The organism is bacterium (genome assembly GCA_021108215.1).
Classification (GTDB): Bacteria; Oederibacteriota; JAAXVQ01; order JAAXVQ01; family JAUVAV01; genus JAIORK01.
The window spans coordinates 17,854-31,637 of sequence record JAIORK010000028.1; the positions used below are offsets into that span (position 1 = coordinate 17,854).

General features: G+C 47.3%; 11 protein-coding genes. All 11 read right to left on the bottom strand.

From position 1 onward, the window contains the following. Positions 1 to 85: 85 nt before the first annotated feature. Positions 86 to 1,333: a transcription termination factor Rho gene (gene rho / locus K8S19_05460; GenBank protein MCD4813121.1), complete on the bottom strand. Its 1,248-nt coding sequence runs from the start codon at positions 1,331 to 1,333 to the stop codon at positions 86 to 88. Between the two features lie 283 nt (positions 1,334 to 1,616). After that, the gene (locus tag K8S19_05465) at positions 1,617 to 3,068 is read right to left on the bottom strand and encodes a sensor domain-containing diguanylate cyclase (protein ID MCD4813122.1); all 1,452 of its coding nucleotides are present in this window, start codon (positions 3,066 to 3,068) and stop codon (positions 1,617 to 1,619) included. Continuing rightward, positions 3,065 to 4,531, bottom strand: a complete 1,467-nt coding sequence (locus K8S19_05470) for a sensor domain-containing diguanylate cyclase (protein ID MCD4813123.1) — start codon at positions 4,529 to 4,531, stop codon at positions 3,065 to 3,067. The genes K8S19_05465 and K8S19_05470 overlap by 4 nt, the downstream gene beginning before the upstream one ends. After that, entirely contained in the window at positions 4,486 to 5,211 is a 726-nt protein-coding gene (locus K8S19_05475; protein MCD4813124.1) for a dephospho-CoA kinase, read from the bottom strand. The genes K8S19_05470 and K8S19_05475 overlap by 46 nt, the downstream gene beginning before the upstream one ends. A 408-nt stretch (positions 5,212 to 5,619) precedes the next feature. Continuing rightward, a complete protein-coding gene (polA, locus tag K8S19_05480) occupies positions 5,620 to 8,190 on the bottom strand; it encodes a DNA polymerase I (GenBank protein MCD4813125.1) in 2,571 nt (856 codons plus the stop codon). 46 nt (positions 8,191 to 8,236) lie between these two features. Beyond that, positions 8,237 to 9,619, bottom strand: coding sequence for a 23S rRNA (uracil(1939)-C(5))-methyltransferase RlmD (gene rlmD / locus K8S19_05485; GenBank protein MCD4813126.1), 1,383 nt, complete (start codon positions 9,617 to 9,619; stop codon positions 8,237 to 8,239). A 41-nt stretch (positions 9,620 to 9,660) separates the two neighbouring features. Then, the gene (gene gatB / locus K8S19_05490) at positions 9,661 to 11,124 is read right to left on the bottom strand and encodes an Asp-tRNA(Asn)/Glu-tRNA(Gln) amidotransferase subunit GatB (protein ID MCD4813127.1); all 1,464 of its coding nucleotides are present in this window, start codon (positions 11,122 to 11,124) and stop codon (positions 9,661 to 9,663) included. A 60-nt stretch (positions 11,125 to 11,184) separates the two neighbouring features. Then, complete coding sequence (locus K8S19_05495; protein MCD4813128.1) at positions 11,185 to 11,466, bottom strand: hypothetical protein; 282 nt, start codon at positions 11,464 to 11,466, stop codon at positions 11,185 to 11,187. A gap of 144 nt (positions 11,467 to 11,610) precedes the next feature. Then, a complete protein-coding gene (gene gatA / locus K8S19_05500) occupies positions 11,611 to 13,086 on the bottom strand; it encodes an Asp-tRNA(Asn)/Glu-tRNA(Gln) amidotransferase subunit GatA (protein MCD4813129.1) in 1,476 nt (491 codons plus the stop codon). A gap of 94 nt (positions 13,087 to 13,180) precedes the next feature. Then, positions 13,181 to 13,471, bottom strand: a complete 291-nt coding sequence (gene gatC / locus K8S19_05505; GenBank protein MCD4813130.1) for an Asp-tRNA(Asn)/Glu-tRNA(Gln) amidotransferase subunit GatC — start codon at positions 13,469 to 13,471, stop codon at positions 13,181 to 13,183. Positions 13,472 to 13,587: 116 nt separating this feature from the next. Next, positions 13,588 to 13,707, bottom strand: coding sequence for a YhcH/YjgK/YiaL family protein (locus tag K8S19_05510; protein MCD4813131.1), 120 nt, complete (start codon positions 13,705 to 13,707; stop codon positions 13,588 to 13,590). Positions 13,708 to 13,784: the final 77 nt, after the last annotated feature.

Sequence of the window (13,784 nt, forward strand, 5' to 3'; positions counted from 1 at the left end):
TATTTAAAAGAGCGGTATCCTACCATACCGAACTTAACTTGGCAAGTTTTTTTACTTTAAAATACAGGGGTATCCCACCAACGGACTAAGTGTTCATCGCATCCAGAAAAGCCTTGTTATTCTTGGTTTTCCCCATTTTATCCAATAAAAGTTCCATGGCTTCAACCATGGAAATAGGATTGAGAACCTTCCTGAGAAGCCAGATTCTGGCCAAATCATCAGGTGGAATAAGCAACTCTTCTTTTCGTGTCCCGGAGCGCTGAATATCAATTGCCGGAAAAACACGCTTTTCAACCAACTTGCGATCCAAACACAGTTCCATATTACCTGTTCCCTTAAACTCTTCAAAAATGACCTCGTCCATACGGCTGCCGGTGTCCACCAAAGCAGTCGCAATAATCGTTAAGCTCCCGCCTTCTTCCAATGCACGTGCCGCACCAAAAAACCGTTTAGGCCGCTGCAGCGCATTGGAGTCAACACCACCGGATAAAATTTTGCCGGATGAGGGAATAATCGTATTGTATGCCCGGCCCAGACGTGTAATCGAGTCGAGCAAAATAACGACATCACGTTTGTGCTCAACCAGGCGTTTGGCTTTCTCAATCACCATCTCGGCCACCTGGACATGACGATCTGCCGGTTCATCAAACGTGGATGAAATAACTTCGCCGTTGACCGAACGCTGCATATCCGTAACTTCTTCCGGGCGTTCATCAATTAGCAGTACAATCAACCAAATATCCGGATTATTGGCGGTAATGGCATTGGCAATTTTTTGAAGTAAAATAGTCTTTCCGGTACGCGGCGGTGCCACAATCAGGCCGCGCTGGCCTTTTCCGATCGGGATTAATAGTTCCATAATCCGTGTACTGATATCGCCTTTATCATATTCGAGTTTAATTCGCTCTTTCGGGTGAATCGGGGTCAGGTTATCGAACAGAATTTTATCCGCCTGTTTTTCCGGCAGTTCAAAATTTATTTTCTCCACTTTGAGCAAGGCAAAATACCGTTCTCCCTCTTTGGGCGGCCGCACCTGTCCCGTAATGGTATCACCCGTACGTAAATCGAAGCGCCGAATTTGCGAGGGAGAAACATAGATATCATCCGGGCCCGGGAGGTAGTTATAATCCGGCGAGCGCATAAATCCAAACCCGTCAGGCAAAACTTCCAAAACCCCCTCAGCAGTAATTTCTCCGTTTTTCATGGCTTGGGCTTCAACAATTTTAAAAATCAGCTCCTGCGTTTTCAGCCCGGAAACGTTTGTCAATTTCAGTTTTTTCGCCATGTTGTTGAGCTCAGAAATGCTCTTGTGTTTCAACTCCGTGATGTTCATAAATAATATTTCTCCCTGATTATGGTTTGATCCGGCAGGACACTGTGTATAAAACCCCATTTGTTTTTATTAAACGGCTTTTGTATCTGGTCGGTTTATTCATGTTTACTATCGGTCAAGCCCCAAAAAAATTAACCTATTTAATTGCTTTTTGTCAGTAAACCAATAATTTCGTGCCTAATGATTGGAATCCAAAACTCGCGGGATAACGCAACGACAGCAATCAAGCAAGGTCGCTCCGTTTTGGTAGGCTAGTTGAGTATAGCCAAGCTTTCAATCCCTGTCAATCTTTTTTTGGGTTCCCCGCCTCATAGATGCTGACCCTATCCCGACCTGCATGCTTTGCCTGGTAAAGCGCCTCATCCGCCGAAACAATCAACGACTCCTGTGAAAACGCATCTGTCGGATACGTACTGACACCTGCTGAAATAGTCAGAGTCAACTTCAACCCACCAATATCAATGAGGGTTGCCTTTAAAAACCGGTTAATCGATTTGGCCACCTCCGCAGCACGGACTTTGATTGTATTGGGCAGCAGGACCGCAAACTCCTCCCCGCCGTATCTGGCCACCAAAGCTGTGGGCCCGGACATTTCTTGAATCCGGGCGGCAGCTTCCACCAGCACCGCATCCCCCACCTGATGTCCGTTTTTATCATTCACCTTTTTAAAATGATCGATATCCAGCATAATCAGGGACAGGGGTTGGTGATAACGCTCGGCCCGGTGAATCTCCTCACGCAGCCGCTCCTGAAAATACCGATGCACATAGAGTCCTGTCTGGCTGTCTGTAAAAGAAAGCGTCTGCACCTTCCGGTAAAGCAGAGCTTTTCGCAAGGCAAACACAATTTGCTTTCCCAACACCTCCGCTTGTTTAAAATCCTGAGGTGAAAAGGCAATCGGCTGGGATGACCCCAGCAACATCACACCAATCACAATCTCATGCACAACCAAAGGCATAATAATCAATGCACGAAACGGCGTTTCCTGACGCAAACCATAAAACCGGGGATCAGCCGTCAAATCCTTGAGACGTAAAGGACTGTAATTATCCCCCAACCAACTGCGCAAATTCACTGCCTTAAGCTTGGCAGGGAATCCCGCATCGGAAATTTCGTGTTCCTGGGTCAATACTTTTTGGAAATCACTGGTATCCTCCTCAGGAATATAAAAAGCCAGACGCACATCCTCTTCCGATTGTGCTTGAAAATGGTGGGGCAATATTTGCGAAACTTCCACCCTTGCCTCATCCAACATGGTCTCCAACTTAAGAATCCCGGAAAGTTTTTTAGCCACTTCATATAATTTTATCAAACCTTTGAGTCGTTTCTCATAACCTTCGATTTGACGCCGGATCATAAAAGCTTTACGCTCGATTTTCAACAATTCTTTTTCCTTAGGTTCCCGAATATCGAGGTATTCCTTTTGTAATAATTCCCTATCCTTGTACTGCAATGCCAAAAAGCCAAAAAGCCCCCCAAAGGTCACGACTTGAACGATCGCGATACTCTGGGGAAGCCAGGCATTCAGATAGCACCCCACCACCGTGAGTGCCGCCAGCAGGGTAAAGATAAAAGCACCGATGACATCTTCCAACATGCTTGCCAACAAGATCAGCGGCAATAAAAGCAACAAGAAAAAACCGGTTACCTCCGACTGTTGTCCCAGCAATATCAAACAAACAATCAAAATATATGCTGCTATTAGGATGCCGTAATGTTTTTTCTTCCGGTTCATGAATCGCCTCCAGCCAGCACGATCCGGTTTCTTCCATTCCGTTTTGCGGTATAAAGTGCCTCATCTGTAATCCGTATAAGCTCATTCATATCCGTGCCGTGACGCGGGCACTCACCGATGCCCCCACTGACGGTAATACTCATCTCGGTTCCGCCTGCAATAAATGTTTGCTTTGCCACGCGATCCCGCAGACGTTCCGCCATCACCAGAGCCCCTTCAATTTGTGTGTTGGGCAGGATAATGGCAAACTCTTCACCACCGAAGCGACAGAGTAAATCCGCCACCCGGGCCTCCTCGCGCAAAAGTTCCCCAAGTTGCGAAAGGATCTGGTCTCCGGCCAAGTGCCCCAGCCGGTCATTGATCCGTTTAAAATGATCCAGATCCAAAATAAACAGTGAAAAAGGTGTCGCATGTTCGCGGTTGCGACTCAATTCCTCCTCAAACCGCTGGTTGAAAAAACGGCGGAGATAAAGACCGGTCAAACCATCTGTAATCGCCAGTTCCTGAGCATACTGATAAAGCCGGGCATTTTCCGCAGCCACCGCCGCTAAATCCGCAATGATGGTAAACAACCTTAAGTCGTCCTTTGTAAAAATATTTTCCCAGGGACTTTCGGCCCTTAATATACCGATCAATTTCCCTTCCGCCATCATGGGTGCGATCATAAGGCTGCGTACCATGGTCTCGTGCCCTAGGGGTTGAAAACGAAAATCATCATTGGTATCACAAACCAACAAGGTGGAACAATGCTGGGTCGTCCAGCTGCCGTACTGGTCACCCGCGACCTGGTCGGCATCAGGCTGTTCCGGAATCCCCTGTACCAAGGACTCCTTTTTATCAGGAAAATCAAACACCAGCTGATAACGCCCGCGTTCCGCACCGATAATTTCCCGCACTTCAATTAAAACTTTCTCCGCCAATTTTTCCAATTTAAGTTGTGATCCAAAAACCCGCGAAACCCGGTTTAATAATGAACATTTTTGAAATTTCTTTTGGTTGGATACATTAACGATCAAATCGGTCTTATATTGTTCGCGTATCAAAGTGAGGCGTTCCGCAATCACATCAAGGTGTCTTTGGTCCTCGATTTCCCGTTTGATATTGCGATGCTGAAAGATCAATGAAAAAATCCAAATAATCAGGATCACGGGAATATGAAAAAGCATCTCCAATCGATAAAGCGCATCCACTTCGCGGACTCCGGCAAACCAGAAAAAAATAATCGAAAAAATCATCAGACTGTTGCCCACCGCCAAATTAAAGCCCAGCATGCCGATAATCGGCGGCAGCAACGCCAGACTGAGCCAGCCCACATCCCTCACCAAATAGGTCAAACCAATAATCGCCGGATAAAACCCAACTAAGGCTGCCAGAAAAACCCAGCGGCGCACGGGATGTTGTCTTAGTACCCAGAACATCATCGTCCACCCTTGCCGGTAATTTTTGAGAGTATGCGCGGCCAAACTTCCTCCGCACCTTTTTTCACATCCATATCCGACCCAAGGTTGGGAAGAATAAAATCAGAATTTTTTTCATATTCCTCATCTTTACTCTGGATGCGTACCCGGATGGAAGCCTCTTCCATCGAAAGCCGCTTGCTGTCCGCCAGACGCTGAACCCGCAAGCCGCCGGGTGCCCGGACCCATAGCACGGCATCTCCCATCCCCCGAAAGGATTTTGCAGGGTAAACCGCCATATCGAGAATAATAGGCCGGCGACTGAGTTTGTGATGAAGCCGGATCTTGGCATCCAGCAATTTCCTAAGTCTTGAATGAGTTATTTTATTGAGGATTTCAAGGCTGGCGGGATCGGAAAAGACCCTCGCGCCCAGCTTGTCCCGCCGAATAACACCCGCAGCATTGATTGCCCAGGGACGTTCCGGCAGCCGGTTTCCCTGAACATCCACAAAATCCTCCGGCAAAAAAGAAACCGGTGAGCCTTTTTTTTTCATATATTTGACGCCACAAAATTCCCGAATAATTTCACGCCAGGCTTCCCCGCCTGGTTTTAGCAGCCGATGGGCAAGGCGATCAACATCCACGACCCGTGCTCCCTGTTTTTTAAACACGGCTGCCACTGTACTTTTTCCAGACCCGGTCCCGCCGGTAATCACAATCACAGGAGCACGATTTTTTTTAAGCACCCTATCTACCTCACAAAATAACGAATAGAAAAATTCCAACCCAGCCTATTGCGTTGCTGATGAAAAACCACACCACCGACATTTGGCAAAAAAACCTAAAAATAAAAACCGAAATTTCTAATTATTATACCATCTTATCCAAATTAAAAAATACGGCAGCGAACCGATTCGCCCTAAGTGCTGGTTTTTAAAAAAACTTGTCCGGCGAATGCAGGACGCACCACAAATTTCAGTGGAACACCAGGGGACTTTATCGTCAAATCCGGCTCTAGCGTATGGATACAGTATCAATTTTCCTCTAAAAATCAGCACTTAAGACGAACAAAAACAGTGCGTTTTATAATTTGGACAGCAGTGTTATTATACGGAATTCCCCACAAAACAAAACCCGGAAAATCATTTTTTATGCTACGTGTGAGCTTCCATCCAATTTCGTCCCCAGGCCGCTTCCACTGTCAGCTCAACTCGAAGCGCCACAACGCCGCTCATTTTCTCAACAACCGTTTGCTTAAGTGTTTCCATCTCGGCTTCGGGTCCTTCAAACAGCAATTCATCATGTACTTGCAAAATCATACGCGACTGCCATGTTTCTGCGAAAAGTGACTGATCAATATCGATCATGGCTTTTTTAATAATATCGGCTGCTGATCCTTGAACGGGAGTATTAATTGCCATTCGCTCAGCAGCTTCCCGAATATTCCGGTTGGCAGCTAAAATGTCCGGCGTCATCCTGCGCCGCCCCATCAGGGTTTCCACGTAGCCATTTTCTCTGGCTGCTTCCAACAAGTGGTCCAGATAAATCCGTACCCCGGGATAACGCGCATAGAACCCATCAATAAAATCTTTGGCACGCATCGGGGGGATGCGTAATTGGCGTGAAAGCCCATAGGGGCTGACCCCATAAGCAATCCCGAAATTGCATGTCTTGGCCTGACGTCGCATATCGGTCGTCACATCCTCCAACGGCACCTTAAAAATATCCGCGGCTGTGGCTGAATGAATATCCAATTTATCCACAAAATCTTTTAGCATCTGTTTATCTTGCGAAAGGTGTGCCAGTAAGCGGAGTTCAATTTGCGAGTAATCAGCTGAAAGAATACGTTTTTCAGAATTTCCGGCAATAAACATCTTTCGCAAAACCCGTCCCCGTTCAGTCCGAATGGGGATATTCTGCAAATTAGGTTCCGATGAAGAAAGCCGGCCGGTGGCAGCCCCAACCTGATGAAACGAGGTATGAATCCTTTTGTCTCTTTGATCAATCAAGCCGGGCAAAACATCCAAATAAGTTGATTTCAACTTTTGCAATTGACGAAATTCCAAAAGTTTGGCCGGCAGCGGGTGCTGGTCCGTCAAATTTTCTAAAACATCTACACCCGTTGATCTCCCGGTTTTGGTCTTTTTTCCAGGCAAAAGCCCGAGACGTTCAAATAATATTTCCGCCAATTGCTGCGGTGAGCGGAGATTGAACTCTACGCCGGCAATTTCCCAAACCACCTTTTCGAGCACACCAATCTCCTGCCCCATCGCTTGCGACATTTCCTCAAGTGCTTTAACATCAATGGCCACGCCCATTGCCTCCATTTTTGCGAGCACCGGAAGCAGCGGTAATTCCAATGTCCTGTAGAGCTCTCCGCCATCCACAGCCGCGAGGCGGTTATCCATCGAGGGCGCGATCATCACAATTGCACACGCGGCTGCCTCCGGGCGGTCTTCCGGCCATGCCCCGCCTAAAACCCGGGTAATAAATTGTTCCAGTTTATTGGATGGCAGATCAATTAAATGAGCGGCAAGATGAAGGTCAACATAAGGTCCGGCCATTTCCAGACCGGCTTTAAAAAGCGCGGTCACCAAAGGTTTCATATCATAACTGATTTTTTTAATTGCTTTGTCGGTTAGCAGGGAAACCCAATCACCGCCGTGGCGGAGCAATTCCGGGAGCGTCTCTATCGGGGCCGCAATCCAAAATGGCAATACAGCATCGGCTGCCAGTGCAATTCCCTGCGGAAAAATCTCAATAACCACTTGCTTTTTTTTCTGAGCCCGAGTAATAACATCCGCAATCGTCGTGGCTGCTTCGATACCCTTCGTCCATTCGGCTGCCGGCGCGCCGGCGCTCATGCCCCGGCTCATCAACAGCCGTTTAAAGCCGAACCCGGCCAATGCATGAAATCCGGATTCCGGAAGTTTTTTCCCGACCACACACTCTTTTAATTGGAATGCAATCGGCACATCTTCAATAATTTTTACCAAAGCATAGGATTGCTCTGCCAGCGCCTGATTGTCCACCAACTTCTCCCTGAGCTTACTCTTGCTGATTTTATCCACTGACCGGTAGATTTCCTCAAGCGATCCATAGGTGTTGACCAACTGAATTGCGGTTTTTTCTCCAACACCGGGGACTCCCGGGATATTGTCTGAGGCATCACCCATCAATGCCAGCATATCCCGGACATATCCGGGTTCCACGCCAAAAACCCGTTTCACTCCGGCCTCATCTAAAATTTCATATTCGCCCTTGCCGCCGCGAACCGTACGTGCAATGTGAACTTTAGGCGTCACCAACTGAAATAAATCCTTGTCGCTACTTAATATCAAGGTCTCAAATTTTTCTTTTTCCGCCATTCGGCTCAAAGTGCCGATAAGATCATCTGCTTCCAACCCGGCTTTTTCACAAACCTGTACTTGAAACGCCGCAACCAATTCTTTAATCAATGGAATCTGCGCGACCAGATCATCCGGCGGCGCTTCGCGCTGTGCCTTATAATCCGGATACATTTGATGCCGATGCGTTGGCTCCGGCCGATCAAACGCCACCACCATATGCGTCGGCGAAAATTTATCAAACGCATTTAAAAGCATGTGAGCGAAACCATAGACCGCATTGACCATCCGCCCTTGCGGATCGGTCAAGGGCTTGATGGCATAAAATGCCCGGTAAATATGCGCAGTTCCGTCAACAATAACCAGCTTCTTCGACACAGTGTTTCTCCTTTTCCACAACCTATCCCATCCGGCGTGGCAAATTCTATTTTTTTCGGATAAAACCGACCACACTTTCTATGTGATAGGTGTGCGGAAATAAATCGATGGGTTGAACCTGCCGGATACGATAACCACCGGAGGTCAGGCGGGCAGCGTCTCTTGCCAAAGTGATTGGATTACAGGATACATAAACAATTTTCTCAGGCTTTACTTCCAAAATTTTTTCCAGCAAAGCATCGGCACAGCCCTTACGCGGCGGATCAAGTACAACTAAATCCGGATGCAATCCTTTTTCCGCCAGCAGCTTCATACCGCAACCCGCATCCTCAGCCAAAAACTCCACATTGGAAAAATGATTCAAATGTTTATTGGCCTGAGCATCCTCAATGGCACCCGGTACGGATTCAATCCCAAAAACCCGCCGCGCATGCCGCGCACACTCCAGGCTCAAAAACCCTACACCGCAGTAAAGATCTACGACTGTATCATTTGCATTAATTGCAGCGGCCCTTAAAACCGCCTCTGCCATATGCGGCATCTGAAAAGGATTGATCTGAAAAAACGACCCGGCTGAAATGCGATACCGAATACCGCTAATTTCTTCATAGTAAAAATTCCGACCTGTCAAAACCCGAAAATCTTCCCCTAAGATAACATTGGTCGACCGTTCATTGATATTTTGCACCACCCCGACAATTTCAGGGATTGTCTTTTGCAAATCCTGTGCAAATGCATCTAACCGGGGAATATCTTTGCAGCGGGTTACCAGGATAACCATCACTTCACGCGTATGCAGACCCACCCGGATAATCAGATGGCGTATCTGACCTGCTTGTTGTTTTTCATCATAGCCGCTAAATCCATACACTGTCATACGCTCCCGCACCAGACGAAACAGATGATTGCCTACCGCCGGCTGGACCGGGCATGTATCAACATCAATGACCTCATGGGTCTGACGCTGAAAAAAACCGGCCCGGATGCCTTCCGCAGTTTGCTGAATCGGAACCTGAATTTTATGCCGATAGCCCAAATGAGGAGAAGATTTTACAACCGGTTGAACACGGACCTGCTTCAGATGTGCGATATGTTGAAAAGCGTTTTCTACAAAAGATAACTTTGCTTGTAACTGCGCCGGGTAATCCAACTGCTGCCAGGAACACCCGCCGCATTCTTCCGCCTGTTGACAAATTGGCGCAACCCGCTCTTTGGATTGATGACAAATCTCGAGCAATTCCCCGCGGCCAAATCGTTTTTTTACCTGTTGCACCCGAATCCGGACTCTATCTCCAGGAAAGGCATTGGCGACAAAAATAATCAACCCCTTATAGCGGGCAATACCTTCGCCGCCATACGCCAGCGCGTAGATATCCAGTTCCAGTTCTTCGCCCACGGCAATCATGGAAATTGGCGCTTCAACTGTCAAGGGTATGCGCCTCCTTTTTATATCCTGACCCAGCCGACCCTTTAGCCCAGACGTTCCTTCAATATCTGATTGACCATTTTAGGATTGGCCTGACCTTTTGAAGCCTGCATGACCTTTCCCACAAAAAAACCAATTGTCTGGGTTTTTCCGCCACGATATTCTTCCACTGCCGACGGATTGGCCTGCATAACGTCTTCTACCAGTTTGACCACCGCGCCTTGATCGGAAATCTGGACCAGGCCTCTTTTTTGTACAATGATCTCCGGGTCCTGGCTGCCGGTATACATTTCACTAAAAACCTGTTTAGCGATTTTTCCGGATATTTTTCCGGTTTCAATAAGTCCGGTTAAAGCAGCCAGCTGTTTTGCTGAGATAGGGGATGTCTCAATTGATTGATTGTCCTGATTTAATTTACCCAACAATTCAACCGTGATCCAGTTACAAACACTCTTGCCCGGAACACCAGCTGCGGCAGCCATTTGCGCGGCAAGATCAAAATAATTTGCCAATGCCGGGGTCATTGTCACAACACCGGCATCATATTCGGAAAGATCATAGTTTTTAATAAAACGCGCGCGTACGGCTTTGGGTAATTCAGGAATTTTCGCCCGGGCTTCCTCCAGCATCTGTTCGGAAATCTCGACCAGGGGCAGGTCCGGTTCCGGGAAATAGCGGTAATCATGTGCCTCTTCTTTCATGCGCATCGTATAACTTATATGCTTATCCGCATTCCACAACCGCGTCTCCTGTTGGATAACCCCGCCTTGGCTCACAATTTTCATCTGTCGTGCGGCCTCATAGTCAATCGCTTCACGTACATTTTTAAAGGAGTTCATATTCTTCAGTTCCGTCTTGACACCCAGGGCCGTCTGGCCGTGCGGCCGAATGGAAATATTTGCATCACAGCGCAAAGAACCTTCTTCCATATTACAATCGGAAATACGCACATACATCAAAATTTCTTTCAACCCTGTCAGGTAGGCATAGGCCTCTTGGGCTGACCGCATATCCGGTTCGCTGACAATTTCAATCAACGGGACACCGGTCCGGTTGTAATCCACCAGTGAATTGGCAGCCGCACTGATCTGTCCACCCGCGCCCAGATGAACCAACTTGCCGGCATCTTCTTCCATATGGGCCCGGGTAATACCAATGGTTTTCTTCCGGCCCTCAACCATTATTTCAAGATGCCCCCCGGAGGCAATCGGCATGTCAAATTGAGAAATTTGATAAGCTTTGGGTAGATCAGGATAAAAATAATTTTTCCGGTCAAATTTTGTATGACATTGAATTTGACTGTCAAGTGCCAAGCCTGCCCGGATGGCCAGTGCCAAGACCTCGCGGTTTAATACCGGCAAGGTCCCGGGCAAACCAAGACAGACCGGACAGACATGCGTATTCGGAGGTGCACCAAAGGAGGTGGAACAACTGCAAAAAATCTTTGAAGCGGTTGCCAATTCGGCATGAACCTCAAGTCCGATAACAATTTCGTAATCATGAACCATTATTTCAATTCCTCAATTCCCTTCACATCAACCGCAACACGACTGTTTTAGGACGCCGGATTACCCGGCATCCTTCTCACAAGCCTGGATTTTTTCATCCCATTTATCGCCATCAAGACGATGCAAAGGCCTTTCAACAAAGGTCTTGATATCATACCCTTCAGCATCAATATCCTCACTGTTGCACTTCGGACAAGAAAGCTTAATATCCAGATCACCTGTTTCCGGCTGATTGTACCGTTCCATCATGCCTGAATCATCAAACTCCCAAATTTCCACTGGTTCGTAATAAGTGACCAATGATTGAAAATTTTTCCGGTTACCGCATTTTTTACAAATCATAATTGTTTATTCCTCCATTTTTGTACTTAATTTGTCACTTCAACTTTTCCGGTTTAAAAACCGGGGACATTTTCGCCATAAGCAAAAATGTGATCTGCCAACAACGACTCTTTTCCTGCAAAGCGGAATCAAATTACCCGCGTTTCAGCGCAGTGTAATTCCAGATAAATCCGGCCGCCGGGTATGCCAATCCGTCTGCGACTGAAATGCCTGCGCTGTCCGCAAAAGTGCTGATTCTCCGAAAACCTTACCCACCAATTGCATCCCAATGGGCAGACCTTCCGTATTCATACCGCAAGGTATTGAAATTGCCGGTAACCCCGCCAAATTAATAGAGATAGTATATATGTCTGAGAGGTACATTGACAAGGGATCTTCTGATTTTTCTCCGGTTTTAAACGCCACAGTAGGCGAGGTCGGGGTCATGATCATATCACATGTTTTAAAAACTTCCTGAAAATCATTTTGAATAAGCGTACGAACTTGGAGCGCTTTTTTATAATAGGCATCATAATACCCTGCCGAAAGTGCGTAGGTCCCCAGCATAATCCGACGCTTAACTTCCTCGCCAAATCCGGCAGCGCGCGTCTCTTTGTACATGGCAAGTAAATTATCTGTTTGAGCACGCATCCCATACTGCACTCCGTCATACCGGGCAAGATTGGATGACGCCTCAGCTGTGGCAACCAAATAATAGGTTGCCAGACAATACTCGGTATGCGGCAATGAAACCTCGACAAATGCAGCACCTGCCTGAGTTATTGTTTTTTTAGCTGCTTCAATCGCCTGGGCCACTTCAGGCTGTAACCCTTCCGCAAAATATTCCCGGGGCAGTCCGATGGTCATGCCTGCAATATCCTGAGAAAGATCCGCCAAATAATCCGGAACCGCAGCCGCTGCGCTGGTTGAATCCTTTGGATCATGCCCTGCAATCACGGAAAGCAACAATGCCACATCATCAACGGTCTTCCCAAAAGGACCAATCTGGTCCAGAGAACTGGCATACGCCACCAGACCATACCGGGAAACCCGTCCATAGGTCGGTTTGAATCCAATCACGCCGCAAAACGAGGCCGGCTGCCGAATCGAGCCGCCTGTATCCGACCCCAGCGCCAAAGGTGCCATATCTGCCGCCACCACCGCAGCCGAGCCGCCGGAGGAACCGCCGGTGACGCAGTGTGTATTCCAGGGATTGCGTGTAGAAAAAAATCCGGAATTTTCACAGGACGATCCCATCGCAAACTCATCCATATTCACTTTTCCGAGTACCACCGCATCTGCAGCCAGCAATCTTTCCACTACGGTTGCATTATACGGCGGCTGCCATTTTTCCAGAATACGCGAAGCACAGGTGGTGGGCATGCCCTGAGTGCAAAGATTATCCTTCAGAGCAATCGGCACTCCGGCCAAAGGACCGACCGGCTGATTAGCGGCAATCTTTTGATCCACCGCTGTCGCCGCTTTACGAGCACCCTTCGCATCAAGATGTAAAAACGCCTTGAGTCCGGGATCAAACAGTCCGATACGCTGCAACGCAGCCTCACAAACCTCAATCGCAGTACATTCCTTGGCAACAATTTTTTTTTGGATGGATGTGGCGGATAGTTGTGAAAAATTCATTAATTTTTTTCCTCATGACTGTCCAAATTACGTCAATTATACTTAATACGGTTTCCCAGATACCCGGATATCCTTCAGCACACCAGTATCTTTATTATTCTATAATACGCGGCACCCGAAAAGCATTGTCATACGCATCCGGTGCTTGGTCCAAAGCCTCTGCGTTTTCCAACCCCGGTTTCATTTCATCCGGGCGCCAGACATTTTTGATCGGCAATGCATGCACGGTTTGCGGCACACCCTGGGTATCCAATTCATTGAGCTTATAAAAATGTTCGAGGATTTTTGCCAATTGATCTGCAAAGTGTCCGGCCTCGATTTTATCGACCTTTAAATTAGCCAATTGGGCGATTTTTTCAACTGTTTCTCTGGTAATTTCAGACATAAAAAACCTCATTGTTTTAAAAAGCGTTTCAATATAGCATGAGCGCCATGCCAACGCAAGCACTTGTAAAAGGAAACCCGCAGGAAATCATACCTTAGGACGACTCATTGTTTCCCCTATACTATCTTGACTTTCAACACAATTTTCTTCACCTGTTCCAAACCCTTTGCCTCCGCAGCTTTTTCCGGTATCATCATGGGCATGTATGCATCCTGCGGGAAAAAAACCACAAACATTTTTGACTCAACTGAACTCCGGGCTTAATTTCATTTTTTTAAGGGCTTTGAGATAGTTTTCAGCTTTTTGCCAAGCC